This window comes from Streptomyces dioscori (assembly GCF_003024195.1).
Lineage (GTDB): Bacteria > Actinomycetota > Actinomycetes > Streptomycetales > Streptomycetaceae > Streptomyces > Streptomyces dioscori.
This window is the reverse complement of sequence record NZ_KZ679043.1, coordinates 360671-385621: the sequence shown is the minus strand read 5'-3', so window position 1 is coordinate 385621 and position 24951 is coordinate 360671. Positions and strand designations below refer to the sequence as shown.

At 69.4% G+C, this 24951-nt stretch carries 21 protein-coding genes and 1 pseudogene; 6 read left to right on the top strand and 16 right to left on the bottom strand.

The genetic code is table 11. The features are described 5' to 3' along the window. Positions 1–327 precede the first annotated feature (327 nt). On the bottom strand, positions 328–936 hold the full coding sequence (locus C6Y14_RS18045) for a DUF1349 domain-containing protein (protein WP_107017717.1): 609 nt from the start codon (positions 934–936) through the stop codon (positions 328–330). A 222-nt stretch (positions 937–1158) separates the two neighbouring features. Further along, positions 1159–2688, bottom strand: a complete 1530-nt coding sequence (locus tag C6Y14_RS18040) for an aldehyde dehydrogenase (NADP(+)) (protein WP_107017716.1) — start codon at positions 2686–2688, stop codon at positions 1159–1161. 131 nt (positions 2689–2819) lie between these two features. On the opposite strand from C6Y14_RS18040, the gene C6Y14_RS18035 reads away from it, so the two are divergent. From C6Y14_RS18035 to C6Y14_RS18025, 3 genes are all read left to right on the top strand, one after another. Beyond that, the gene (locus C6Y14_RS18035; RefSeq protein WP_107017715.1) at positions 2820–3593 is read left to right on the top strand and encodes an IclR family transcriptional regulator; all 774 of its coding nucleotides are present in this window, start codon (positions 2820–2822) and stop codon (positions 3591–3593) included. A 1-nt stretch (position 3594) separates the two neighbouring features. Continuing rightward, complete coding sequence (locus C6Y14_RS18030) at positions 3595–4098, top strand: GNAT family N-acetyltransferase (RefSeq protein WP_107017714.1); 504 nt, start codon at positions 3595–3597, stop codon at positions 4096–4098. Positions 4099–4275: 177 nt separating this feature from the next. Continuing rightward, on the top strand, positions 4276–5727 hold the full coding sequence (locus tag C6Y14_RS18025; RefSeq protein WP_107017839.1) for a peptidoglycan D,D-transpeptidase FtsI family protein: 1452 nt from the start codon (positions 4276–4278) through the stop codon (positions 5725–5727). A gap of 152 nt (positions 5728–5879) precedes the next feature. Here C6Y14_RS18025 and C6Y14_RS18020 read toward each other — a convergent pair whose 3' ends face one another. Then, positions 5880–7331 (bottom strand): NCS2 family permease, encoded by a 1452-nt coding sequence (locus tag C6Y14_RS18020; RefSeq protein WP_107017713.1) that lies wholly within the window; start codon positions 7329–7331, stop codon positions 5880–5882. A gap of 120 nt (positions 7332–7451) precedes the next feature. Here C6Y14_RS18020 and C6Y14_RS18015 point away from each other — a divergent pair, with 120 nt between their 5' ends. The 3 genes from C6Y14_RS18015 (at position 7452) to C6Y14_RS18005 (ending at position 9740) form a co-directional block, all read left to right on the top strand. After that, positions 7452–8030 carry a SigE family RNA polymerase sigma factor gene (locus C6Y14_RS18015; RefSeq protein WP_107017712.1) on the top strand — a complete coding sequence of 193 codons (579 nt, stop codon included), beginning with the start codon at positions 7452–7454 and terminating at the stop codon, positions 8028–8030. Then, positions 8027–8821, top strand: coding sequence for a hypothetical protein (locus tag C6Y14_RS18010; RefSeq protein WP_225891142.1), 795 nt, complete (start codon positions 8027–8029; stop codon positions 8819–8821). Before C6Y14_RS18015 ends, C6Y14_RS18010 begins: the two co-directional genes overlap by 4 nt. Before the next feature lie 91 nt (positions 8822–8912). Next, positions 8913–9740, top strand: a complete 828-nt coding sequence (locus C6Y14_RS18005) for a pectate lyase (RefSeq protein WP_107017711.1) — start codon at positions 8913–8915, stop codon at positions 9738–9740. Positions 9741–9941: 201 nt separating this feature from the next. Here the strand turns inward: C6Y14_RS18005 and C6Y14_RS17995 are convergent, their stop codons facing one another. The 13 genes and pseudogenes from C6Y14_RS17995 to C6Y14_RS17935 form a co-directional block, all read right to left on the bottom strand. Further along, entirely contained in the window at positions 9942–11051 is a 1110-nt protein-coding gene (locus tag C6Y14_RS17995) for a right-handed parallel beta-helix repeat-containing protein (protein WP_107017709.1), read from the bottom strand. Between the two features lie 77 nt (positions 11052–11128). Beyond that, positions 11129–12379 carry a dienelactone hydrolase family protein gene (locus C6Y14_RS17990; protein ID WP_107017708.1) on the bottom strand — a complete coding sequence of 417 codons (1251 nt, stop codon included), beginning with the start codon at positions 12377–12379 and terminating at the stop codon, positions 11129–11131. Beyond that, a complete protein-coding gene (locus tag C6Y14_RS17985) occupies positions 12366–13136 on the bottom strand; it encodes a pectinesterase family protein (RefSeq protein ID WP_107017707.1) in 771 nt (256 codons plus the stop codon). Before C6Y14_RS17985 ends, C6Y14_RS17990 begins: the two co-directional genes overlap by 14 nt. Before the next feature lies 1 nt (position 13137). Continuing rightward, complete coding sequence (locus C6Y14_RS17980) at positions 13138–14259, bottom strand: pectinesterase family protein (protein ID WP_107017706.1); 1122 nt, start codon at positions 14257–14259, stop codon at positions 13138–13140. A 2-nt stretch (positions 14260–14261) separates the two neighbouring features. After that, a complete protein-coding gene (locus tag C6Y14_RS17975; protein WP_107017705.1) occupies positions 14262–15590 on the bottom strand; it encodes a pectate lyase family protein in 1329 nt (442 codons plus the stop codon). A gap of 152 nt (positions 15591–15742) precedes the next feature. Then, a complete protein-coding gene (locus tag C6Y14_RS17970) occupies positions 15743–16543 on the bottom strand; it encodes a rhamnogalacturonan acetylesterase (RefSeq protein ID WP_107017704.1) in 801 nt (266 codons plus the stop codon). A gap of 162 nt (positions 16544–16705) precedes the next feature. Then, positions 16706–18061, bottom strand: a complete 1356-nt coding sequence (locus tag C6Y14_RS17965) for an ABC transporter substrate-binding protein (RefSeq protein ID WP_107017703.1) — start codon at positions 18059–18061, stop codon at positions 16706–16708. A 56-nt stretch (positions 18062–18117) separates the two neighbouring features. Further along, positions 18118–19170: pseudogene (locus C6Y14_RS17960) on the bottom strand (pectate lyase family protein); the annotation flags it as partial. A 192-nt stretch (positions 19171–19362) separates the two neighbouring features. Then, complete coding sequence (locus C6Y14_RS17955; RefSeq protein ID WP_107017701.1) at positions 19363–21027, bottom strand: glycoside hydrolase family 43 protein; 1665 nt, start codon at positions 21025–21027, stop codon at positions 19363–19365. Continuing rightward, complete coding sequence (locus C6Y14_RS17950; RefSeq protein ID WP_404828800.1) at positions 21024–21866, bottom strand: DUF6807 domain-containing protein; 843 nt, start codon at positions 21864–21866, stop codon at positions 21024–21026. Before C6Y14_RS17950 ends, C6Y14_RS17955 begins: the two co-directional genes overlap by 4 nt. Beyond that, positions 21866–23068, bottom strand: a complete 1203-nt coding sequence (locus C6Y14_RS17945; protein ID WP_107017700.1) for a Gfo/Idh/MocA family protein — start codon at positions 23066–23068, stop codon at positions 21866–21868. The genes C6Y14_RS17950 and C6Y14_RS17945 overlap by 1 nt, the downstream gene beginning before the upstream one ends. Beyond that, positions 23065–23970 carry a carbohydrate ABC transporter permease gene (locus tag C6Y14_RS17940; protein WP_107017699.1) on the bottom strand — a complete coding sequence of 302 codons (906 nt, stop codon included), beginning with the start codon at positions 23968–23970 and terminating at the stop codon, positions 23065–23067. The genes C6Y14_RS17945 and C6Y14_RS17940 overlap by 4 nt, the downstream gene beginning before the upstream one ends. Further along, the gene (locus tag C6Y14_RS17935) at positions 23967–24905 is read right to left on the bottom strand and encodes a carbohydrate ABC transporter permease (protein ID WP_107017698.1); all 939 of its coding nucleotides are present in this window, start codon (positions 24903–24905) and stop codon (positions 23967–23969) included. Before C6Y14_RS17935 ends, C6Y14_RS17940 begins: the two co-directional genes overlap by 4 nt. Positions 24906–24951 lie beyond the last annotated feature (46 nt).

The following is a 24951-nucleotide window of genomic DNA, read 5'->3' as shown; positions in this document are numbered from 1 at the left end:
ATTTACCCAGCAAAAATCGAAATCGCATCGCCGAGTGGGGTTACACAAGCAGAGCGCATGTGTTATCACGCGGGCGCGGGCCGCGCGTGGAGCTGGCCGAAAGCGCCACTTTGTCCGGGAAATACCGGACAAAGTGGCGCGGTTGTGTATTGCGTCACAAGGGCTTAACCGCCGTGAGACCTGCCCGAATTACGAGATCGATCTTCGCAAAACTGTGGTGTTTAGGTTCCGAGAAATCGGGCAGAAGCTTAAGGGAAACCCTAGGAAAATAAAAGCATAATTAGGTCCGCATTCAAAGTGGACCGGGAAATGGGGAGCGCCCGTAAATCAGTGACCGTCCCTCAGGTCGGCCGGCCAGTCCGGGCGGAACTCGATGTGGTCGTACGTGACCACGCAGCCCTCACCCATGGGTGACTGGGTCATGAATCCGACGAGGGCGGCCCCGGTCTCCTTCTCCTCGCCCAGGGTGAAGAGACGGACGAAGGTCCAGCGCTCCCCGTCCTTGGAGGCGTGGAAGGCGAAGGCGCGGCCGGTGCGGCTGATCCGGAGCCAGACGGAGCTGCCGTCGACGGTGAAGGAGTTCGCGTCGTCGGAGTGCCCGCGGGTGACGACCGTGCAGACGGTGGGCACGTCCGGGGAGTTCTCCAGGCAGAGCTTGGCCCAGGCCCGCTCGCCCACGTGCGCGTAGAGGACACCGGCGTCGAAGGCCCCGGCGAAGCCGACCGTCACACGGGCGATGAGCTGGAAGTCCCCCTCGGGCGCCCCCAGCAGCCGGGGCGCGTCGGACGCGGGGTCCAGCCCCTCGTCGGTGGGCGGCACGAACCGGTCCTGCCGGGCCCCGGCCCACCCGGTGAGCACCCCGTCCTCGTACGACCAGTGCCCGTCGGGCCCGTACGACCGAAGCGAAAAGGGAAGTTCAGGAATTTTCACGTCCATCCACAGAGTCTGCCAGCTCCGCGGGGGCCACAGCCCCTTTGGGGGCCAGGGGCACTCCAGGGGCGCGGGGAACGGCGCGACCAGCCACAGCGGACCAGCACCCGGCAAACCGGCCACCGCACCAACGGCGCCCTTCAGGGGCGCGGGGAACTGCGCGGGCAACCACAGCGGGCCCGCGGCCGACGAACCGGCCCCGGGCCCAACGGTCGAACAAGCGGAGCGCTAGCGCTCAAGCCGCCCGTTGAAGCGCCGAGGCAACCCCAACGGGTTGGAATCCCGCAGCTCCGCCGGCAGCAACGCCTCCGCGGCGTTCTGGTACGCGACAGGCCGCAGCCACCGCTCGATCGCGGTCCCACCCACAGACGTGGACGTCGACGTGGTGGCCGGATAAGGCCCCCCGTGCTGCTGGGCAGGAGCCACCGCGACCCCCGTCGGCCAGGCGTTCACGACGACCCGCCCCGCGAGCGGCGTGAGCTCCGCGAGGATCTCCGCGCCACGCCCTCCACCGGCCTCCTCCTCCGTGGAGAGGTGCACGGTCGCGGTGAGGTTGCCGGGCAGCCGCGCGAGCACCGCGTTCGCCTCGGCCTCGTCCTCGTAGCGCGCGACCACGGTCACCGGCCCGAAGCACTCTTCGAGCAGCAGGTCGTACTCGCCCTCGGCGGCCAGCTTCTGCGCGGAGACCGTCAGGAAGCCGGCGCTCACCGTGTGCTCACCGCCCGCACCCGGCGTCACCGGCGCGTCCACGCCGGGCAGCCCCGCACGCTCGGCGACCCCCGCGACGAAGTTGTCGCGCATGCGGTGGTCGAGGAGGACTCCCGCCTCCGTGTCGCTCACCGCGTCCGTGAGGGACTTCAGCAGGCGGTCGCCCGCCGCACCGGCCGGCGCCAGCACCAGGCCCGGCTTCACACAGAACTGGCCGACGCCCAGCGTCATGGAGCCCGCGAGCCCCGTACCGATCGCCTCGGCGCGCTCGGCGGCGGCGGCCTCGGTGATCACGACCGGGTTGAGCGATCCCAGTTCGCCGTGGAACGGGATCGGCGCGGGCCGTGCCGCCGCCGCGTCGAAGAGGGCTCGTCCGCCACGTACCGAACCGGTGAATCCGGCGGCCGACACCAGCGGGTGCTTGACCAGCTCGACGCCCGCCTCGAAGCCGTGCACGAGGCCGAGGACGCCGTCCGGGATGTCGTGCTGGGCCGCGGCCCGGCGCACGACGGAGGCGACCAGCTCGGACAGTCCGGGGTGGTCGGGGTGCGCCTTGACGACGACCGGGCAGCCCGCGGCGAGCGCGCTCGCGGTGTCACCGCCGGCCACCGAGAAGGCGAAGGGGAAGTTCGAGGCCGAGTAGACGGCGACGACACCCAGCGGCACCTTGTAACGGCGCAGATCCGGGATCGGCGGCGTCGCGGTGGCGTCGGGGTGGTTGATCACGACGCCGAGGAACTCGCCCTCGTCGACGATGTCCGCGAAGGCCCGCAGCTGGTAGCAGGTGCGGGCGAGTTCGCCGGTGAGCCGGACCGGGCCGAGCGCGGTCTCCGCGTCGGCCGCCTCCACGAGGTGCTCCTTGGCGCCTTCGAGCAGGTCGGCCGCGGTACGCAGGAAGGCCGCGCGGACCGTGCGGTCGGCGAGAGCCCCCCGGGCGGCGTGCGCGGCGCGGACGTCGTCGTCCACCTCCTGGGCTGTGGCTTCCACCGCAACCTGCTCGCGCTGCTTCCCGGTTCGGGGGTCGACACTCCAGACTGGTGCTGCTGCCACCGCGGGTCCCTCCAGATGTAATGCCGAAGTACATGTGCCACTCACCAGGGGCGTTCGATATGCTGAACGCTGTCTCTGATGGTGAATATGCTGTCGAGACTATTTCCCGGCGAACTAGGGGGTCAAGGCCGATGTCGGCAGGCGAGACGGGCGGCGGAGCACAGGTCAAGTCCGCAGTGCGGACGGTTGAATTGCTTGAGTACTTCGCCGGACGCCCCGGTATGCACTCCCTGGCCGCCGTGCAGGAGGCCGTCGGGTATCCCAAGTCCAGTCTCTACATGCTGCTGCGCACGCTGGTGGAGCTCGGCTGGGTCGAGACCGACGCGACGGGCACGCGGTACGGCATCGGCGTACGGGCGCTGCTCGTCGGCACGTCGTACATCGACGGTGACGAGGTCGTCGCGGCGGCGCGGCCGACACTGGACCGGCTCTCCGACGACACGACGGAGACCATCCACCTGGCCCGCCTCGACGGCACGAACGTCGTCTACCTCGCGACCCGCCAGTCCCAGCACTATCTGCGCCCCTTCACCCGCGTGGGGCGCCGGCTGCCCGCCCACTCCACGTCCCTCGGCAAGGCGCTCCTCGCGACCCACACCGACGAGCAGGTACGCAAACTGCTGCCGGAGACGCTGCCCGCGCTGACCGAGCACACGATCACCGACCGGGAGAAGCTCATCGAGGAGCTGCACCTGGTACGGGAGCAGGGGTTCGCGGTGGACCGCGAGGAGAACACGCTGGGGCTGCGCTGCTTCGGCGTGGCGATCCCCTACCGGACGCCCGCACGGGACGCGATCAGCTGCTCGGTGCCGGTGGCGCGGCTGACGCCGGCGCACGAACAGATGGTGAAGGACGCGCTCTTCGACGCGCGGGACCGGCTGACGCTCGCGACCCGGAGGCTCTGACATGTCCGACCCGTCCTACCCGTCCCGTCCGTCCCCCGAGGTCGAACTCCGCGAGGTCCACGACAGTGATCTGCCGGTGTTCTTCCGGCAGACGAACGATCCCGAGTCCGTACGGATGGCCGCGTTCACCTCGAAGGATCCGACCGACCGGGACGCCTTCGACGCCCACTGGAAGCGGGTCCTCGCCTCGTCCGCCGTGAACCGCACGATCCTCGTCGACGGGGATGTCGTCGGGAACGCGGCGGTGTACGGGGAACCGGGCGAGCGCGAGGTGACGTACTGGATCGATCGCGCGTACTGGGGGCGGGGGATCGCGACCGCCGCGCTGCGGGCGATGCTCGTCGTCGTACCCGAGCGGCCGTTGTACGGGCGGGCGGCGGCGGACAACGCGGGATCCTTGCGGGTGCTGGAGAAGTGTGGGTTCGTTGTGACCGGGCGGGACCGGGGCTTCGCGAACGCGCGGGGGGCCGAGATCGACGAGGTTGTGCTTGTGCTCCGGGGGTGACGTGCGGGTGCGTCGTGGCTGGTCGCGCAGTTCCCCGCGCCCCTAAAAGATTGCGCCGTTCCCCGCGCCCCCCAAAAAAACACGCGCCCCTGACCGGGGCTGGCGTTGATGAACTGTCCATGAGAAACGTGGGCGAAGGGAACGTTCGGGGGGTTCTTGCTCGTCCTTCTGGGCGGGATGAACAAAACGATCAGGCGCGCCTCCGTCTTCACTCTGCTGCTCGTGTTCGCTCTGCTGGTCAGAGCGACCTGGGTGCAGTTCTACGAGGGGCAGGCGCTCGCAGAGGACAAGGACAACCGTCGGAACGCGATCGAGCAGTACGCGTACCCGCTCGGGAACATCATCGTGGGCGGCGACGCGGTCACCGGTTCCGCGCAGACGAAAGGCAGCGACCTCAAGTACAAGCGCACGTACACCGACGGCAGTCTCTACTCGGCCGTCACCGGGTTCAGCTCGCAGGTGTTCGGGGCCACGCAGCTGGAGGGCGTCTACCAGCAGTTGCTCGACGGCACGGACAACCGCCTGAAGAACCCCCTCGACACGGTCACCGGCGAGCGTTCCGACCCGGGCGATGTGATCACCACCATCGACCCGGACGTGCAGAAGGCGGCCTACAAGGCGCTCGGTGACAAGAAGGGCGCGGCCGTGGCCATCGACCCGAGGACCGGCAGGATCCTCGGTGTCGTCTCCACCCCGTCCTACGACCCCACGGTGCTCAGCGCGGGCGACTCCGACGCCTGGAACAAGCTGACCAAGGACTCCGAGAAGCCCATGACGAACCGGGCGCTGCGCCAGCCGCTGCCGCCGGGCTCGACGTTCAAACTGGTCGTGGCGGCAGCGGCGCTGGAGGACGGCCTGTACTCCTCGGTGGACGAGAAGACGGACAGCGAGAACCCGTACACGCTGCCGGGCACGACGACGGACCTGGCGAACGAGAGCAAGTCGGCTCCCTGTGAGGACGCGTCGATCCGGGTCGCGCTCCAGTACTCGTGCAACAACGTCTTCGCGAAGATGGCCGTCGACCTCGGCCAGGACAAGGTCAAGGCGATGGCGGAGAAGTTCGGCTTCAACGACACGTCCCAGGACGTGCCCGTACGTGCCTACACGAGCGTGTACCCGTCGGACATGGACAGGTCGTCCACCGCGCTGACGGGCATCGGGCAGTTCGACGTGACCGCGACGCCGTTGCAGATGGCCATGGTGTCGGCCGCCATCGCCAACGGCGGGAAGCTGGTCTCACCGCACATGGTGTCGCGGATCAGCGACGCGAACGGGGATGTGCTGGAGAACTACGACGACGACACGGAGAGCAAGGAGATCGTCAGTTCGTCCACGGCCGAGCAGCTGCAGTCGGCGATGCGGACGGTCGTCGAGGAGGGGACGGGGACGAACGCGCGGATCTCCGGGGCGACGGTGGGAGGCAAGACCGGTACGGCTCAGCACGGCGAGAACAACAGCAAGACGCCGTATGCGTGGTTCACGTCGTACGCGAAGTCCGACTCCTCCGAGAAGGAGGTCGCTGTCGCCGTGGTGGTGGAGCAGTCGGATGCGGCGCGGTCCGAAGTGAGCGGGAACGGTTTGGCTGCGCCTGTTGCCGAGGCCGTGATGCGGGCCGCGCTCAAGGGGTGACCTTGCCCGTTCCTTGCCCGTTCCCTGACCTGCGGTCCGGTGGGGGCCGAGCCAAAAGATTGCGCAGTTCCCCGCGCCCCTGATGGGGGCGCGGGGAACTGCGCGGCCCGCCACCACCGGGGCCGCAGGCTACCGACAGCCCCCGCCGGCGGTTACTTCACGTTCAGGATCTGTTCGATCGGGTCGATCGCGAAATAGATCAGGAACAGCGCCGACGTGCCCCACAGCAACCAGTGCACCTCCTTCGCCCTCCCCAGCACCGTCTTGATGAGGACGTAGGACACGAACCCCGCCCCGATCCCGTTCGTGATCGAGTACGTGAACGGCATCACGGCGATCGTCAGGAACGCGGGGATGGCGATCTCGTACCTGTCCCAGTCGATGTGCTTGACCTGGGTCATCATCAGGAACCCGACCGCGACGAGCGCCGGCGCCGCCGCCTGCATCGGCACGATCGTCAGCAGCGGCGTCAGGAAGAGCGCACAGGCGAACAGCCCGCCCGTGACGAGGTTCGCGAACCCCGTACGGGCTCCCTCGCCGACCCCCGCGGCCGACTCGATGTACGACGTGGCGGAGGACGCGGACGCCGCCCCGCCCGCGACCGCGGCGGCGCCGTCGATGAGCAGGACCCGGCCCAGGTTCGGCACCTTGCCCTCCTCGTCCAGCAGCCCCGCCTCCGCGCTGATGCCGACGACCGTGCCCATGGTGTCGAAGAAGTCCGACAGGATCAGCGTGAACACCAGCAGCACGACGGTGATCACACTGACCTCGCCGAACGCGCCGAACAGGCTGAAGTCGCCGAGCAGTCCGAAGTCGGGCGAGGCCACCACGTCGTCGGGCACCTGGGGCGTGGTCAGGCCCCAGCTCTTGACGTCCGCGATCTCGTTGACGACGATCGCGACGGCCGTCATGGTCACGATGCTGATCAGGATCGCGCCCTTGACCTTGCGGGCGAGGAGCCCGATGGTCAGCAGCACCCCGAGGCAGAACACCAGGATCGGCCAGCCGGTCAGCGCGCCCGTGGCCCCCAGCTGCACCGGCACGGTGGTGTTGGCGGCGTCCGGTATGCGGCTGACGAACCCGGCGTCGACGAAGCCGATGAACGCGATGAACAGCCCGATGCCGACGCTGATCGCCTGCTTGAGCGGCTGCGGGATCGCGTACATGACGGCCTCGCGCAGTCCCGTCACCACCAGGACGCAGATCAGCAGGCCTTCGAGGACGATGAGGCCCATCGCGTCGTCCCAGCTCATCAGCGGGGCGACCTGGAACGCGACGACGGCGTTGAGGCCGAGGCCCGCGGCGAGCGCGAGCGGCAGGTTGCCGCCGACGCCCATCACGATCGTCATCACCGCGGCCACCAGGGCGGTGGCGGTGACCAGTTGGACGCTGTCGAGCTGGTCGCCGAACTTGTCCTTCGCGCTGCTGAGGATGATGGGATTCAGGACAAGGATGTAGGCCATCGTGAAGAACGTGGCGAAGCCGCCGCGTACTTCCCGGCCGACGGTGGAGCCCCGGGCCGAGATCTTGAAGAACCGGTCGACGCTGTTGTCCTGGGGCGGCCCGGCGCCTGGCCGGTCCTCCACCTGCTGCGTTTCGGACATGGCGGATGCTCCTCGTTACCTGCGTGCCTGGTGAGCGGATGCTGGCTGGATTGTTCCCGCGTTGAACCAGTTTCAGGTTTTCATCGTGTTACAGAATGAACCGACAGGGAGAGGTCGCCCGTGGGCACTGTCGTCGACGACGCCGCCTCCGTGGAGTTCCATGACTTCTTCGAGCGGCACTACTCCGAACTGGCCCGGCTGGCCCATCTGTTGACCGGCGAGTCGGACGCGGCCGACGATCTCGCGGCGGACGCGCTGCTCGCACTGTGGCACCGCTGGGACCGTGTGCGCGCCGCGGACCACCCGGTGGCGTACGCCCGCGGTGTGGTCGCCAACATGGCGCGCAGCCGGATCCGCAGCGCGGTGCGCGAACGGCGGCGGGTCACCCTGTTCTGGTCGCAGCGTGAGGACAGGACCGAGAACCCCGACGTGCCGGGCATGGTGGACGTCCAGGAGGCGCTGCGCAGACTGCCGTTCCGCAAGCGGGCGTGTGTGGTCCTGCGCCATTCCTTCGACCTCTCGGAGAAGGAGACCGCGCTCACCCTCGGTGTCTCGGTGGGTACGGTGAAGAGCCAGACGTCGAAGGGGATGGCTGAGCTGCAGCGGCTGCTGGGGTCGCGGGACGCTCCGCGGCGCATGCACGCGGCGGCGCTGCGTGCGGGTGGCACCGGGGGAATCACCGGGGGGAGCGGCCGATGAAGGACGTGCACGACGAACTGCGCGACGAACCGCACGGCGACTTGCACGGCGGCGCACCGTACGGCGAACTGCGGTCCCGGCTACGGGAGTCGGCCGAGTCGTACGAGCCCGATCGTGCCCGCATCCTGGCCCGCGTCGAACGCGGGATGGCCGGTGGGCAGCACGCGCCGGGGCCCGACCCGCGGCCGACCGCGCTCGGCTGGTTCCGTGTCGTCGGGGCCACGGCCGCGGTCGCGGGCGTGCTCGCGGTCGGCGGGTACGCCGTCGCGTCGGCGCTGAAGGCCGAGACGCCGAACGACCAGACGGTGGCGGTCAGTCCCAGTCCTGCTCCCTCGCCGGAGCGTTCGAGCCCTCCGGCCTCCCCCACCGCCGGTACGAGTACCAGTACCGGTGCCGACGTCGAGGACGGCCCGTTGTGGTCGGACGGGTCGGTCGACCCGCACAGCAACGAGTTCTGGGCGCAGAGCAATGTGACGGTGAGGAACGAGAAGCAACTCACCTCCCTGACCGTCGTGTTGAAGGTCAGGCAGACCGGTGGGGTCACCTCGACCGGTTCCTGGCGGTCCGCCCCCGAGGACGACTTCACCGCGTCCGTCGCCGAGAAGGGCGGCTTCCTCACCTACACATGGACGCTCAAGCCGGGCCGTACGGTGTGGCCGGGCGAGTGGGTGTTCGCGGGCCAGTACGACCACGACCGCGGTGGCCGCGACGCCGGGGACGACGCGTATACGGCCGACGCCCGCGCCGACCGCGAGGAACTGGCGGTCGGGGGCGACTTCGCGCAGGACTGAAGGTCGAGAAGAATCGCGGCGCGCGGCAACCCATGCCGTCCGGGTGGCGACCAGGAGACGCAAGATCTCTCCCCACCCGAAGGAACGGGACATGACCTCACGCGTGGAACCCCGTGCACGTCACCGCCGCAGGACCGACCGCAAGCGTGCCCTCATCGGTGGTGTGTCCGCGCTCACCCTGACGGGAGCCGCGATGTTCACCAGCACGATGATGTCGACGGCGAGCGCCGCCACCACCTGGCCGACCGCCACCGGCAGCGAAGCCGTCTCGTCGACGATCGCCGTCTCCGGCACCCGGGACGGCGGCTACAAGCGCTACTACGGCAGCGGCGATCTCGCCGGTGACGGCCAGGAGGAGGGCCAGGACCCGATCTTCCAGCTCGCCGACGGAGCGACACTGAAGAACGTCATCATCGGTGCGCCGGGTGCCGACGGCGTGCACTGCCAGGGCAGTTGCACCCTGCAGAACGTGTGGTGGGAGGACGTCGGCGAGGACGCCGCGACCTTCAAGGGCGGCAACTCCGCCGTCTACACCGTGTACGGCGGCGGGGCGAAGAAGGCCGCGGACAAGGTGTTCCAGCACAACGGGGGCGGCAAGCTCGTCGTGTCGAAGTTCGCGGTCCAGGACTTCAAGACGCTGTACCGCTCCTGCGGCAACTGCTCGACGCAGTACAAGCGGACCTCGATCTTCAACACCGTCGAGGTGACCGCGCCGGGTTCGCGGCTGGTCGGCATCAACACCAACTACGGCGACACCGCGGCCCTGCGGAACATCACGGTCGTCGGTGACAGCAGCAAGAAGATCGTGCCGTGCCAGAAGTACATCGGCAACAACACGGGCGCCGAGCCGACGACAAACGGTTCGGGCCCGGACGGAACCTACTGCGACTACACGGCATCTGACATCACGTACCAGTGACCACAAGGTCGGTGACCACAAGGTCGGTGACCACAAGGTCGGTGACCACAAGGTCGGTGACCACAGGGTCCTTGGACACAGGGTCCTTGACCGCAGGGTCGTCGGACCCCACAAAGCTGCTGGCCTGAGCCCCCCTCGGCCAGTCAGAGCGACGCCCCTCGCCGGTGACGACCGCGAGGGGCGTTCGCACGTCCGACGGCCTCAGTCCATCGTCGCGCCGATCGTCGTGCTGCCCGTGGTCAGGAACGTGGTCACGGGCAGCGCGCCGTTCGACTGACGGCTGTTGTACGTCGTCGAGGCGTCCGTGGAGCGGAACGAGGGCGTCGAGATCCCCGAGTCCCAGTTGTTGCCGGCCGAGACGACCGAGCTTCCCTTGCTGACCGACGAACCGTTGCCCACGGCCAGGTTCTTGCCGAGCCTGGCCGCGCCGGTGGCGAAGTAGTAGCCGTACTTGACGTTGGCGTAGGCGGTGGTGCGGTTGATGACGATGGCGCCCGTGTTGCTGTTCTCCGTGAAGCCGCTGCCCGCGTTGTCCCAGGCCGCCGAGTTGTTGACGACATGGGCCACCACCTCGCCGTCGCCGCCGAGTTTGTAGCCGTTGCCGTCGCCCGCGAACGCCGAGTCCGACCAGCGGTTCTTGCCGTTGCCCATGGCCCAGGTGTGCTCGACGGTGACCGGGGACGAGAACGACCAGAAGTCCAGGCCGTCATCCGAGTTGTTGTAGAGGCGGGCCCCGGTGATCAGGTTGCCGCTGCCGGAGCCGAACTTGACGGCGATCCCGTCCGCGTTCTCGCCGTGGGTGGCGGCGTCGTAGTGACCGTACGAGTCGATGTTGCGGACGGTGTTGTTGGTGGTGCTGTCCCCGGTGAGCGTGAAGCCCGAGTCACCGCCGTTGATGGTCTTGATGTTCTCCCAGACGGTCGAGGCGCACGACTGGCAGACGACCGCGCTGTCCGGGGAGTTCTGGAACGTGATGCCCGAGACGGTCCAGTAGTCGGCGGTGAGCTTGAAGATCCAGTCCCCGTCGGGGAGGTTCGAGCCGTCGATCTTCACGGTTTCGGAGCCGTAGGGCTGCAGGTGGATGCGGCTGGAGGAGCTGCCGTTGGTGGTCGACTGGAGGGTCGCCGTCGGGTAGTAGGTGCCCGCGCGCACCTGGATGACCGTACCGGCGGTGGCGTTCTTGATGGCGTTGGTCAGGTCTGTGGTCGTACTGACGACCACGGTGGCGGCCTGCGCCTGGGTGGGGATCACGGCGAGTCCTGCACCGAGGGCGAGGGCCGCGGTCAAGGAGAGAACGGTACGACGGGACATGGTGGGGGGACCTTTCGTCGTTCGGCGGGTGACGAGGGTGATGTGAGCGGTGTGGGGGGGTGTCATGGGGTCCGCTGTCACAGGACGGCGTCGAGCCAGGTGAAGACCTCGTCCTGCTGGGGCACGGTGAACACATGGCCCAGCTCGGGCCAGACCTTGGTGCGCAGGTGCTCCCCGGCATGGCGCGAGCGCCAGACGGCGTGCAGCTTCTCGTGGGCGACCCGGACACCCTCCGCGGGGAACAGGGTGTCCAGGGCGCCGTGGAAGAAGAGCGACGGCTTGGGCGCGGCGATGCTCGCCACGTCGGGGAAGTCGAGATGCCGGGCGAGCCCGGGGTGGAGCATGCAGTACGAGGACTGGCCGCGCAGGATGTTGTTGCCGGGCACCATGACCTCCTTCAGCCCGGTCATCCAGCACACGCTCGCCGCGGCCGCGATGTCGTCGCTGAGGGCGGCCGTCTGCCAGGCACGGAAGGCACCCATGGAGAACCCGACGGCCGCGACCCGCCGCCGGTCCACCCGGTCCAGACCGGCCAGGAAAGCGGCGGCGCGCACGTCCTCGCGGGCCATGAGTCCGGCGAGCGAGGACCCCAGATTGAAGAAGTTGCTCGCCAGGGCCTGCTGCTGCTCGTACGTGACCGGGCCGCGGTCGCCCCAGCCTAGGGCGTCCAGGGCGAGGACCACGTATCCGCGCCGGGCCAGTTCGTCACCGACGAACCGCCCGCCGAAGCAGCGGTCCGCCCAGGCCTGCGCGGAGGCCAGCCGCGTGTCGTCGTCCCAGGGCCGGACCAGCTTCTCCTTCCCGATGTCGAACTTGGCGCCGTGGTCGTGGAGCAGGAGGACGGCGGGGAAGGGTCCGGTGCCGTGCGGGGTGAGCAGGGAGCCGCGGACGCGCTCGTACCGGGTGAGGGAGAGGGTCACCGACTCGCGCGTGTACCCGTCGGCTTCGGCGCGCCCGCTGAACTCCTGCCCGTACGGGGTGTGGTCCCGCTCGACGAGCAGGTGCTCCTCGACCCTCGCGCGGGCCGTCCGCCGCCAGGCCCGGAAGTCGCGGACCGGGGAGGTGCCCCAGGCGAGCGGGAAGCGCAGCTCTTCCTTGAGGAGGGGGTGGAAGTCGGGGAGGTTGCCCTCCACGATGCCCGTCACTTGTGCCGCGGGGGCGGTGGCTTGGGCGGCTTGGGCCGCGGACGCTCCGGCTCCCGCCACACCCAGCAGCGCCGCCGCCCCGGCACCCGCCACGAACGACCGCCGGTCCAGGCGCGACTGGTCCAGGGGTGACTGGTCGAGGGACGGCCGGTCCAGGGATGACTGTTCACTACCGTTGCTCATACGGCCTCCAGTCACCGAGATACGTCCTGCGGGTGTGCGAGGCGGCTTCCGCCGCCGTGAGCTGCGGCCGGTTCTCCGGCGCCGGAACGACTGCGCCAGGACCGGAGTTGGCGTGCTCCCGGAAGCGCATGGTCTGCCAGGGGTACGCCTCACGCATGTCGATGTACGGCGCCGCCGCGTCGATGCCGGGCCCCAGCCAGGTGTCCCGCACCACGAGCGACGGCCAGGCGGTGGTCTCGTAGGACGGCACCCACGGCCGGGCGACCTTGTACGCGCCGTCCTCGGCACCGGAGGTGACACGGCATCGCACGGCGAGGAAGCCGTACGGGTTCGCGCGGGCCGTGGCGGGGGCGAACACCATGCCCTCCGGCCGGAAGCTCACGTCCCGGTCGAGCGTGTGGAGACGGCAGCCGTCGAAGACCGCCCGCCCGCGTCCGAAGACGAAGTCCACGTCACCTTCGATGTGGCAGCCCCGGTAGTACTGCCGGTCGAAGGAGCCCAGCGCGGTGGTGTCCGCGAACAGGGTGTCCTGATGGGCAAGGAACCGGACCCGTTCGAAGCGCGACCGGTCCCCCGTGACGCCGGCCGTGTCCGCGAGCACGTCGACGGCTGCCTGGACGGAGTCGCCGGGGCGGACGTGCAGCACCCGGCGGCGCGGGTCGGAAGAGGAGGAGGCAGCGGCGACCGGTGAGGCGCCGGCCGCCGCAAGGGCGCCGACAGCACCCACCGCCCCCGTGATCAGGGTCCGCCGCCGCATCTCAGCACCCCTCCCGTGACCAGGGGGCCCAGTCGCCCAGATAGGTCCGCCGGGTGTGCGAGGCGGCCTCGGCGCGGGTGAGCTGGGGCCTGTTCTCGGGGACGGTGATGTCGGCGCCCGGACCGCTGTTGCGGTACTCGGCGAACCGCTGGCTCTGCCACGGATAGGTGGCGGACATGTTGGTGTACGGCTCCACCGCGTCGATCCCGGCGCCGAGGCGGGTCTCGCGCACGGTCAGCATCGGCCGCGCGGTGGGGTCGGACCCGGGCACCCAGGGCCGGGCCACCTTGTAGTAGGCGTCCGGCGCTTCGCTGGTCACCCGGCTGTCGGTCACCAGATAGCCGCGCGGGTTGGCGACCGCGGTCGAGGGCGCGAAGACGAAGCCGTACGGGGCCCCGGCGAGGTCCGTGCGCTGCAGCGTGCGGAAGTGGCAGTGCTCGAACACGGCGGTGGCCCGCCCGAACACGAAGTCCACGTCCCCTTCGACATAGCAGTGCGCGAAGTACTGCCGGGCGAAGGCGGTGAGCGCGAGGGAGTCGGCGTACAGCGTGTCCTGATGGCCGAGGAAACGGCAGTGAAGGAACGCCGACCGGTCCCCCTGCACCTTGATGGCGACGGCCTGGGTGCCCGTGATCTCGGGATGGTCGGCGCGCAGCCAGTCGTTGGCGAAGGTGACGTCCCGGGCGGTGAACCCGTCGGCCTGCACGGTCGTGGTCGCCGAGCCGGTCGTGCCGTAGGGGCCGGAGCCGTCCGGCTTCTGCGTCCCGTTGGCGTTGTCGTAGACGATCACGACGTCACGCGCGTCCTCGGAGGCACCGAGCCAGGTCAGCTCCGTACGGGCGGCGCCGACGGCGACGGTCTCGCGGTACGTTCCCGGCGCGATGACCAGCGTGTGTCCGGTTCCGCTCGCGGCGGTCACGGCAGCCTGGACCGTGGTGTGATCGCCGAGGCCGCCGGGATGGACGTACAGGGTCCGCTCGTCGAGGCGGGCCGACGGCGAGCCGTACCGCCCGAAGGGGGACCGGCCGCTCGCGTGGGCGGTGCCCCCGGCGCCCAGCGCGAGGGCGGCCCCGACGCTCGCGACGACGAAGGACCGTCTGCTGCTCCCTGTCCGCGGAGCCATGGTCAGCAGACCTTTCCGGCGCCCGCGCGGCCGTCGACGATGCCGGGCACGACACGCGGCGAGTCGACCCTGGTCCGCAGGGTGGGTGTCCAGCCGGCGCCGGACTGGAGGGTCTCGGCGGGGATCTCCGCGTTGTGGACGGCGATGAGGTCGGTCCTGCGGCCGTTGACGTAGTTGTTCTCGGCGGTCAGCGGCGCCTCGCTCCACTTCTTCAGGGTCTTGGCGGCACTGACACCGGTGGGCAGCGAGAACGCGTTGTCGGAGGCGTACAGCTGGGAGGAGATCCCGACGCCGAAGGTGTAGCCGTACGACTGCCCCTCGCGCACCACGAAGTGGTTGTTGTACGAGTCGACCTGCCCGAATCGGACCCGCGGCGCCCGCTCGACGATGCCCTCGAACCTGTTGTGGTGCAGGGTGACCTTGAGCTTGCCGGTGTCGGTCGCTCCGGCGCTGTCGCTGTTGCCGATGAGCATGGTCTTGTCGTGGTCCTCGACCGAGTTCCAGGACACCGTCACGTAGTTGGCGCCGCGCACGATGTCGAGCAGGCCGTCGTGCTGCTGGTAGGTCTGGCCGAAGTACGTGGGCAGGGTGCTGTCCGGGTAACGGCCGTCGGTCAGGGTGTTGTTGGCGACCCACACATGGGTGGAGCCGTACACGACGACCGCGTCGTACTCGGAGTTCCAGGCACCGGTGGCCGTGTCGGTCGGGTCCCACTGCGGAAAGCAGTCCAGTGGGGCCTCGATGGTGAGGTTGCGCAGGATGACGTTGTCGACGCCCTTGATCTGCAGGCTGCCGCCTCTGATGCCGGCGCCCTTGCCGACGCCGACGATGGTGGTGTTGGCGGGGACGTTCACCTTGATGGCGGCGTCCTGACCGGCGGCCGAGGCGGCCCGCAGGCCCTCGGGGCTGTCGGCGGGCTCCCCGGACAGATCGGTGTCCAGGCCCCAGTTCTCGGGCGAGTACTTCTCCAGATAGGCGTCGAAGTCATACCCGGGGGCCGCGAAGGCGGCACATCCCTCGGCGACCGGGTCGATGACGCCCTTGACCTTGACGATCTTCGGCGCGTCACCACCGGCCTTCAGCGCGGCCTTGAAGGCGTCCCAGGTGGTGACGGTGTAGACGTGCGAGGCGTCGGCCGCCGAACCTCCACTGGTCCCGGCCCCCTCGGCCCCCCACCCGTCCCCGACGGCAAGGGTCTCCCGCCCGAGATCACGACCTTGGACAGCCTGCCCCGCTTGGGCATGGGCGACGGTCGCGGTCGCACCGAGAGCGAGCGCGGTGCATCCGGCGAGGACAGAAATGGCATGTACATGCCATATAGAAGAACGCATATCCACGGTTCCTTTCCAGCAGAGTTTGGGGCGACTTACTCAGGGGCGCGGGGAACGGCGCAATCTTTCGTCTTTGTCTTCAGGGGCGCGGGGAACGGCGCGACCAGCCACGACGGACCGGCACGTACGAACGAACCAACTGAAAGCTCGACTCAGGCCGCAGGCCAAGTGATCCACGATTCGGGAATCACCTCACCCAACCGCCGGACATCCCGCGGCAAAAGCACCCTTCGCCGCAACAACTCCCCCACGACCATCCGGGCCACGGCAACCGCCCCGGGCGGATTGAAATGCGTGTTGTCCTGCTCGACCTCGGTCCAGTTGAAGTACTTCTTCGTCTCCTCGGCCCCCAGCTCCTGCCAGAGGGCGATCGACAACGCCTGAATGTCGAGCAGCGCCACCCCCTCCTCCAAGGCAAGGGCCCGCATGGCCGCCGGATAGTCGCCGTGGGTCGCCACGGCATTCCCGTCGGCGTCGAACTTCCGCCGCTCCACGGACGTGGCGAGCACCGGCCGCACTCCCCGCGCCCGCGCCCCGTCGACGTACTGCCGGAGATAGTCCTGATACGTGGTCCACGGCTCGGTGTACCGCGTGGGATCGGCGGTTTTGGAGTCGTTGTGCCCGAACTGGACGAGCAGAAGATCGCCGGGCCGAACGGCACCAAGAACGACGTCGAGCCGCCCTTCATCGATGAAACTCTTGGAACTCCGCCCGTTCACCGCATGGTTGGCCACGACCAGCCCCTCCCGCAGAAAGAACGGCAACGGCATCCCCCACCCGGTCTCGGGCGCGGCGTCGGCATACTTCTGGGCGGCGGTGGAATCACCGGCGACGAAGACCGTACGCCCACGGGGCCGCCCCTGCGAGGCGGCAACAGCGGGCCCGGTCCCGGCAACAGCGAGCGGAACGGCGGCGAGCGCAGCCGTGGTGACCTGTCTACGAGTGAGCCTCACGTCAATATGCCTTCCGTCTTCTGCCTCAAGGGGCGCGGGGAACGGCGCAATCCTTTGCCTTTGCCTTTGCCTTTAGGGGCGCGGGGAACTGCGCGACCAGCCACGACGGGCCCCGCAGTCACCCCACCACCCCAGCCAACGGCCAGCAACCAGCGGCCAGCGTTACCCCTTCTGCTCGTTCCACTCCGTTTGAGCCGTGTTCAACTGCTCGGCCAACGTGTCCAGGAACTCCTTCTCGCTCAACGACCCGTTCAGCACCTTCTGGAAAGCCGGCTCATTGTCGGTCTTCGAGATGGTGTTCCAGTCGGGCAGGTAGTAAGGCAGCTGCACGATGGTCGTGGAACCATCGGTCAACGCCTCGGCCGCCAACTTCGTCGGCTCGGCATCGGAGACCCACGCGTCCTTCGCGGCGTCGTTGTTGGACGGCACCTGCCCCGCGGACTCGTTGAACCTGGAGTTCTGCGCCTTCTCCGTGGCGAACTCGATGAACTTCCAGGCGGCGTCCTTGTTCTTGGAGGTCTTGAAGATGCCGAGGCCGTCCACCGGGTTGGAGACCTGGACCCGCTTTCCGCCGGGCCCGACCGGCTGCGGAATACCGCGGAACTTGTCGGCGCCCAGCGCCTTCACATGGTCCTGGTAGGAGCCCAGGTTGTGGTTGAGCATGCCGATCGTGCCGGAGTCCCACTGCGCGACCATCTTGGTGAAGTCGTTGTTGAGGTCGGCGGCGGGGGTGACCTTCTTGAAGAGACCCGTGTACTTCTCCAGGGCCGCCACGTTCTTCGGGTCGTTGACGGTGGTCTTCTCGTTGCCGGTGTCCCAGAACGAGGTGATCCCGGACTGCCCGTACATCGCGTCCAGCGCCTGGGCGATGGATCCGGCGCCACCGCGGATGGTGTAACCGAAGGCGTTCTTGTCCTTGTCGGTGAGCTCGTCGGCGGACTCGTAGAACTTGTCCCAGGTGGTCGGCGCGTCCAGGCCGGCCGACTTGAACAGGTCGGTGCGGTAGTAGAGCACGCCGTTGTTGGCGGAGGTCGGGACGGAGTACAGCGTGCTGTCGTCGGCGCCGCCACCTCCCGCGGCCTTCAGCGACTTGACCATGTCCTCGTTGAGCTTGCCGTTCAGCGAGGACTTGCCGAGCCGGTCGTCCAGCGGCTCCAGCGCGTTCTGCGCGGCGAAGCCCGCGAGCATCGCCGCGCCGACACCGCCGACGTCGGGCAGCCCCTTGGCCTGGATGGAGGTGTCGACCTTGGACTGGTACTCGGTGGCGGCGATCGGCACGTACTTGACGTCGATGTCCGGGTTCGCCTTCTCGAAGTCGGCGATGATCTCCTTCCAGATGTCGGTGCGGACACCGCCGTTGTTGTCCCAGAAGGTGATCTCGCCCTTGCCACTGCCCTCGGCGCCCTTGTCGCCCGACGACCCGCTGCCGTCGTCACCGCAGGCGGTGGCGGTCAGCGCGAGGACCGCGCTCACGGCGACGGCGGCCGCGGAACGGCGCGCTCCTCTGCTGCTGCGCATGCCGCTGCTTCGAATGCTGCTCTTCATGATCGGCTCTCTTCTTCTGGATCCAACGAGGGTTGTGTCGCTGTGAAGTTGTGTCCGAGCTTCTGCTGCGGCCCGGAGAACCTGGACACGAGCGCGGGTACGGCCGCCGCGGGGTCGAGCCGGTAGGCGTAGAAGTCCCGCGGCTCGAATGCCGCGCCCCATGCGTCGTGACGGCCGGTGGTGTGCTTCAGGATCGATCCGCGCTGCACCAACTCGGCCGTGGCATCGGCCTGGTAGGGGTGCTGGACGCCGTCGTAGTAGCTGTTCTCGATGACCATCTTCGTGGCGCCGCGGGACCAGTTGCCGTACGTCCACACCGGGTCGCCGGGGTCCGCCTGGGCGGTCATGTAGTTGTTGTAGAGGTGGGCGTAGGCGCAGTTGTCGGCGGACGGGTTGCGCTGCTTCGTGCCGCGGAACCAGTTGTGGTCGATGGTGATCTGCGTCTTCACGTTCGGCGTCCAGCCGATGCCGAAGGTCTTGTTGTTGTCCTCGAAGCGGTTGGCGGAGACGGTGACGTACTCGCTGTCCTTGCGGATGTCGAGCTGTCCGTCGCAGATCCGCGAGAAGCGGTTGTGGTCGATCCAGACGTGGTGGGCGGTGTCCATCTGGATACCGTCGAAGTCCGTGTCCTTGCAGTCCCAGTCGCCCTCGACGTACGAGTCGCGGATCGTCAGGTTGCGGATGATCACGTTGTGGGTGCCGGGGGCCAGGTGCAGTTCGCCCTGGACGAGTTCTCCGGTCGTGCCGACGCCGATGATCGTCTTGTCCGGGGCCACGGCGATGTCCGCGCCGAACGGCTCGGCCGTGATCGTCCCGGCCACCCGGATGACGTACGGCTCCTCGGCCGCCGCGTAGCGCTCCAGGCCGGCCTGGGTGGTCACGGTGACGACCTCGCCGCCGGCGCCTCCCGTCGTACCGCCTTCGAGCGAGGCGAAGCCGTGCGCTGTGTCGGCGGCCCCCGCCGGGTAGCCGTCGGAGGTCACCTCGGAAGACCCCCCGGAGGCCGCCGGGGAAACCGCCTCGGCCGGGCTCAGGGCACCCAGCCCCAGCGCGGCCACCAGTACGGCGACGGTGGCCAGCACCCGGCCCGCGCCGGGCCCCGACCCGCCACCCGACCCGGCACCCGGCTTCGGTCCCGACCCGGCACCCGGCTTCGGTCCCGACCCGGGCCCCGGCCCAGGTCCCCACCTGGGCCCCGGTCTCGGCAAGCGCTTGCTCCGGAAGTGCGTCATTGCGGCTCCCCACAGGCTTACGACGGTGATGACGTGGTGCGGTCAAGCAGGTGACGCGGTGGTGCGATCGGTGCCCAGGTCGGTACTGCGGCCGGCCGCGCCGCCGGTGGTGGTGGTACGGCCGGTGCCACCGTCGGTCCCGCGGGCGGTGACGCCATCGGTCTCGCGGGCGGCGACACGGAACCGCGTGAACGTGGCCGCTCCGGCGTGTCCCCCGCCGGACGGCGCGACCCCGAAGAGGCCGAGCAGGGCGCCGACCCAGCGCCAGGGCGTGGCGGCGAAGACCTGTCCCGAGGACTCCCAGCCGCCGCCGAGGTCGTACGAGAAGCGGCAGCGCGCGCCCGCGCCCACCTCGATCCGCAGCCGGACCCGTCCCTCGGGTGCCATCCGCGGATGCGCGGCGTCGCGCTCGCGCTCGGCGACCGGGTCGCCGAACCGGTGCACGAGGTGGACCGTCCCGTCGGCCCCCCGTTCGAGCCCGATCCAGCTGAACGCGTCGCCCAGTACGGTCAGTCCGGCCCGTGCGCCGGGCTCCTCGGCGTCGAGCCGCAGCTCGACTTCGACGGTGCACGGGGCGCCGGGCAGCCGCTGGGTGAGCACGTTCGCCAGCTTGCGCGGATCGTCCGCGTCCGCCGAGCGCACACAGCTCAGCCGCAGCCCGTCGCCGGTGTGCTGGGTCGCCCAGCCGTCCTGCGGGTTGGCGGTCCACTGCCACTGCCGTCCGAACCGCCCGCCGGGGAAGTCGTCGTCGGTGGCGGGCGCGGAGAGCGGTTGCGACGGCAGGTCGGGCTTGCGGTGCACGGTCACGGGGGTGCCCTCGTCGCCGATGACCGGCCAGCCGTCCCGGCCCCAGCGCATCGGCTGAAGGTGGACGACCCTCCCGTACGGGCCCTTCTGCTGGAAGTGTGCGAACCAGTGCTCGCCGGACGGGGTGGTCACCCAGCCGCCCTGATGGGGGCCGTTGACGTCGGTGTCACCCTGCTCCAGGACGACCCTCTCCTCGTACGGGCCGAAGAAGCCGCGGGAGCGGAAGGCGCCCTGCCAGCCGGTCTCGACCCCGCCCGCGGGGGCGAAGATCCAGAACCAGCCGTCGTGCCGGTACAGCTTCGGCCCTTCGAGGGTGAACCAGCCGGGGATGCGGTCGCCGTCGACGATCAGCTTGCCCTCGTCGAGCAGACCGGTGCCGTCGGGCCGCATCCGGTGCCCGGTGAGCCGGTTCTTGATGCCGGAGCGGGATCTGGCCCAGCCGTGCACGAGGTACGCCTCGCCGCTGTCCTCGTCCCACAGAGGGCACGCGTCGATGAGTCCCTTGCCCGCCTTGATGAGGTGCGGACGGGTCCAAGGGCCGCGTATCTCTGGCGCGTTGACCTGGAAGACACCGTGGTCGGGGTCGCCCCAGAAGATCCAGAAACGGTCGTCGTGATGCCGTAACGCCGGTGCCCAGACCCCGCAGTCGTGCCGAGGTTTCTTGAACTCCCGCGCGGGTTCCAGGCGTTGGAGCGCGTGGCCGATCAGCGTCCAGTTGACCAGGTCGCGGGAGTGCAGCAGCGGCAGACCCGGGGCCCGGCCGAAGCTGGACGCGGTCAGGTAGTAGTCGTCGCCGACACGAAGGAGGTCGGGGTCGGACCAGTCGGCGTTCAGGACCGGATTGCGGTACGTGCCGTCGCCGAGGTCGGCGGTGAAGGCGGGCTTCTCCTGGCCTGTCATGGGCTCACTGCCTTTCGGACGAGCGCCGCCGCCTCGGCCCGGTCGAGCCGGCCGTCGGCGACCACGGTGACGACCCGGCGTACGACGGTCTCCCCGGCCGGGACCGGCAGCCGCTCCTCGTGGGCCAGGGACGAGCCGACGCCCGGGTACTCGGTGCTGCGCACGAACCACGGGTCGCGGCGGGTGCGGTCGGTGGCCCCGGCGAACACCAGCGTCCAGCCGTCCCCCGCGAGGGCCACCCAGCCGGCGCGGGTGCCGTGCGCCGCGTCCTCGCCCTCGGTGTCCGCGGTGAACACGGCGGGCGGCTCGGCCTCCTTGCGGGCCCGCCAGAAGAAGCCGCCGTAGGCCGCGCCGGGTCGGCCGTTGGTCGCCGGGCTGCCGATCGACAGGGATGCGGAGGTGGTGTTGGTGAGCGAGAAGGTGAAGTCCAACGCCCAGGCGGTGTCGGTGAGTTCGGTCGCGGCGACGGTACGCCGCTCCCGCAGCAGCTCGGCTCCCGCGGCGACCCAGCGCAGCTCCTCCACGAAGCCGTCCGGGTCGCGGAGCTGGAACGTCGTGTGCCGTTGGGAGCCGTGGTTGTCCAGCTCGGTCGGCCCCTGGTCGCGTACGAAGGTGCGGCCGCCCCAGAAGTTGTGACCCTCGACGTCGGGAACGGCTACACCGACGCCGAGGTGATGGAGGTGGTCGGCGGGGCTCAGTTCGGTGACTGCCGTGCCGGCCAGGGTGGTGACGGGGTGGAGGTACGGACGCGGTGACAGCGTCGGCGCCAGTTCGGGCCGGGCGGTGTAGCGGCCGACGGGGCGGCCCGCGACGCGCAGGACCAGCGACTCGTTGTTCATCAGGTGCTCACCTCTTTCGACAGTGCCCACGACGCGCCCAGTTCGGAGTAGAGGGCGAGGGTGTCGGCGGCGGCCGCGACGAGTCCGTCGACCCCGGGCACGACCCGGCGGTTCTCGTCGGCGTCGAGGTACCAGGCGTCGCCGGGCAGCGCGACCGGGTCCGGCGCCCGCCGGATCGCCTCGACGACCTTCATGAAGGCGCCCGTCCCGTCGGGGGTGACCAGCAGCGCGGCCCGGCCTTCGAGATGTTCGACCAGGTTCTCCAGCAGATCGGTCCTGCCGTACGTGAGTTCCTGCGGGCCGTGCCCCGAGCGCTGGACGAGGACGCGGTCCTGCTTGTACCAGAAGGTGATGCGGCCGCTGCTGCCGTGCACGAGGACGTAGGGCTCGTCGGGGTGTTCGGCGCACAGGGTCGCGGCGACGGTGATCCGGCTGCCGCCCGTGGTGGTGACACGGACGCAGGAGGTGTCGTCGGACTCGATGTCGTTGGCCCGCAGCAGCTCGGTCTCGATGCCGGCGACGTCCTCGGCGCGGGTGGCGCCGTCGAGGGCGAGGGCGGTGGCCACGGCGTGGGCGAGGGGGTTCGTCAGGACGCCGTCGACGACGTCGGCCCCGTTCAGCCTGCGGTGTCCGGCCCAGGGCGCACGGCGGTAGTACTCCTCGGCACGGCCCCAGGCCCCGGCCCCGCCGATGCCGTCCACGCGGCCGATCGTGCCCTTCGCGATCAGTTCCCGGATCGCGGGCACGGCGTGCGAGCCCATCGACTGGAAGCCGATCTGGCACACCACCCCGGCCGCCGCGACCCCGTCGGCCATGCGGCGGAACTCGGCGTACGACGGGGCGGGCGGCTTCTCCAGCAGCAGGTGCACGCCCCGGGCGGCGGCCGTCAGCGCCAGGTCGGTGTGGGTGGGGATCGGTGTGCAGATCACGGCGACGGCGGCGCCGGTGGAGTCCAGCAGGGCGCCGAAGTCGGCGGACTGCTCGGGCAGTTCACCGGCACCGGAAGCGGTACGGGGGCCGGAACCGGAACCGGCCGCGGAGAAGCCGGCCAGTTCCTCCGGGGTGAGCGGGGTCAGCTCGCAGATCCCGGCGAGCCGCACCAGGCCCTTGTCCTGGAGGCGCCGGATGTTCTCCAGGTGCCAGCGGCCGTGTCCGCGGGCGCCCGCGAGAACGACGGGAAGGGGTCCCCCGTAGTCGCTCATCCCTTCACCGCCCCGGCGCTGAAGCCCGTGATCAGCCACTTCTGGATGAAGGCGAAGACGATCACGACGGGTACGGCCGCGACGATGCCGCCGGCGGCGAGTGCGCCGAGGTCGACGCTGTCGGCGCTCATCAGGCTGTTGAGGCCGACGGGGATCGTCTGCTTCTCCTGGTTGCTGAGGAACATCAGGGCGAACAGGAAGTGGTTCCAGGAGTGCACGAAGGCGAAGGAGCCGACCGCGATCAGTCCGGGCCGCAGCAGCGGCAGGACGACGACCCGGAAGCCGGTGAAGCGGTTGCAGCCGTCGACCCAGGCGGCCTCTTCGAGGGTGTAGGGCACGTTCCGGATGAAGCCGCTGATCAGGATCATCGACAGCGGCAGCTGGAAGACGGTCTCGGCGATGATGACGCTGCCCAGCGAGTTGATCATCTGCAGCTCGGCGAAGATCTGGAACAGCGGCACCAGGAGCAGCGCGCCCGGCACGAACTGCGAGCAGAGCAGCGCCAGCATGAAGGCACGCTTGATCCTGAAGTCGAAGCGGGCCAGCGCGTAGCCGCCGGCCAGGGCGACGAGCGTCGTCATGAAGAGCGTGGCGAGACCGACGTACACGCTGTTCTCGAAGTACGTGCCGAAGCTGCGGTCGTTCCACACCTTGTCGAAGTGCTCGAACGTCATCGGCCAGGGGACGAGCGAGGTGGAGCCGGTCGGCCTGAGGGCGAAGAGCAGGATCCAGTAGAAGGGGACGAGCGTGAAGACGAGGTAGATGCCGAGCGGGAGGTAGATCTGCCAGCGCGGGGCCTCGTCCCAGGCGCGCCTGCCCTTGCGGGGGCGCTGCGGCGGTTCGTCGGCCACCGGCGCGGACCGCTCGGCCGGAGCAATGGTGTCGATGTCCTTGGTGATCACTTGTCCCCACCCACTCCGAACTTGCTCAGCCGCAGATAGACCATCGAGCAGAAGAGGAGAATCACGAACGCGACGGTGGTCAGGGCCGAGGCGTAGCCGAAGTTGTGCGCGTCGACGCTGGTGTTGGCGATGTAGAGCGGGAGTGTCGTCGTCTCCCCCGCGGGTCCGCCGCCGGTGAGCGTGTAGAGCAGGTCGACGTTGTTGAACTCCCACACCGCGCGCAGCAGGGTGGAGAGGATGATCGCGTCCTTCAGGTGCGGCAGGGTGATGTGCAGGAACTGCCTCAGGCGGCTGGCGCCGTCGACCTCGGCGGCCTCGTAGAGGTCCTTCGACACGGACTGGAGGTCGGCGAGGATGAGGATGGCGAAGAACGGGACTCCGCGCCACAGGTCCGCGACCACCGCCGCCGGGAAGACCGTGGAGGTGTCCGAGAGCCAGCTCGTGCCGTACTCCCCGATGCCCATGTCCGCGAGGTAACGGGTGATGCCCGTCTGGGAGTTGTAGAGCAGGACCCAGATCGCGGAGGTGAGCACCCCGGAGACGGCCCAGGGTGAGAAGACCATGGCGCGGCCGAGTGAGCGGCCCACGAAGGTCTGGTTGACGATCAGCGCGAGGGCCAGACCGAACAGCAGCTGCAGCCCGACCTCGACGACGACCCACTTGGCGCTGAAGACCAGCGTGTCCCAGAACTGCGGGTCCTCGGTGAAGATGCGGGTGAAGTTGTCGAAGCCCGCGTAGCCGTTGCGCCACGGCTTGGTGGGGTTGTAGTGCTGCAGGCTGTAGTAGAAGACGCTGAGCACCGGGTAGGCGATGAAGCCCAGCATCAGCAGTACCGCCGGGGCGATCAGCAGATACGGGAGCCTGCGGGGCGTCGCCGAGCCACGGCGCCGCCTCGGTGGCGCGGGCTGCTTCGCCACGGCTGCGGCTTGTGCCATGACTGTTCTCCGTTCTCGGGTGTGCGGGTCGAGCCGGTGGTGCGGT

Coding starts and splice junctions, on each gene's coding strand:
- C6Y14_RS18020 (WP_107017713.1), bottom strand. CDS start 7,331: ATGTCCGAAACGCAGCAGGTGGAGGACCGGCCAGGCGCCGGGCCGCCC.
- C6Y14_RS17950 (WP_404828800.1), bottom strand. CDS start 21,866: ATGAACAACGAGTCGCTGGTCCTGCGCGTCGCGGGCCGCCCCGTCGGC.
- C6Y14_RS17945 (WP_107017700.1), bottom strand. CDS start 23,068: ATGAGCGACTACGGGGGACCCCTTCCCGTCGTTCTCGCGGGCGCCCGC.
- C6Y14_RS17990 (WP_107017708.1), bottom strand. CDS start 12,379: ATGAGCAACGGTAGTGAACAGTCATCCCTGGACCGGCCGTCCCTCGAC.
- C6Y14_RS17975 (WP_107017705.1), bottom strand. CDS start 15,590: ATGCGTTCTTCTATATGGCATGTACATGCCATTTCTGTCCTCGCCGGA.
- C6Y14_RS17985 (WP_107017707.1), bottom strand. CDS start 13,136: ATGCGGCGGCGGACCCTGATCACGGGGGCGGTGGGTGCTGTCGGCGCC.
- C6Y14_RS17965 (WP_107017703.1), bottom strand. CDS start 18,061: ATGCGCAGCAGCAGAGGAGCGCGCCGTTCCGCGGCCGCCGTCGCCGTG.
- C6Y14_RS18005 (WP_107017711.1), top strand. CDS start 8,913: ATGACCTCACGCGTGGAACCCCGTGCACGTCACCGCCGCAGGACCGAC.
- C6Y14_RS18030 (WP_107017714.1), top strand. CDS start 3,595: ATGTCCGACCCGTCCTACCCGTCCCGTCCGTCCCCCGAGGTCGAACTC.
- C6Y14_RS18010 (WP_225891142.1), top strand. CDS start 8,027: ATGAAGGACGTGCACGACGAACTGCGCGACGAACCGCACGGCGACTTG.
- C6Y14_RS17980 (WP_107017706.1), bottom strand. CDS start 14,259: ATGGCTCCGCGGACAGGGAGCAGCAGACGGTCCTTCGTCGTCGCGAGC.
- C6Y14_RS18045 (WP_107017717.1), bottom strand. CDS start 936: ATGGACGTGAAAATTCCTGAACTTCCCTTTTCGCTTCGGTCGTACGGG.
- C6Y14_RS17955 (WP_107017701.1), bottom strand. CDS start 21,027: ATGACAGGCCAGGAGAAGCCCGCCTTCACCGCCGACCTCGGCGACGGC.
- C6Y14_RS18035 (WP_107017715.1), top strand. CDS start 2,820: ATGTCGGCAGGCGAGACGGGCGGCGGAGCACAGGTCAAGTCCGCAGTG.
- C6Y14_RS17995 (WP_107017709.1), bottom strand. CDS start 11,051: ATGTCCCGTCGTACCGTTCTCTCCTTGACCGCGGCCCTCGCCCTCGGT.
- C6Y14_RS17935 (WP_107017698.1), bottom strand. CDS start 24,905: ATGGCACAAGCCGCAGCCGTGGCGAAGCAGCCCGCGCCACCGAGGCGG.
- C6Y14_RS18025 (WP_107017839.1), top strand. CDS start 4,276: ATGAACAAAACGATCAGGCGCGCCTCCGTCTTCACTCTGCTGCTCGTG.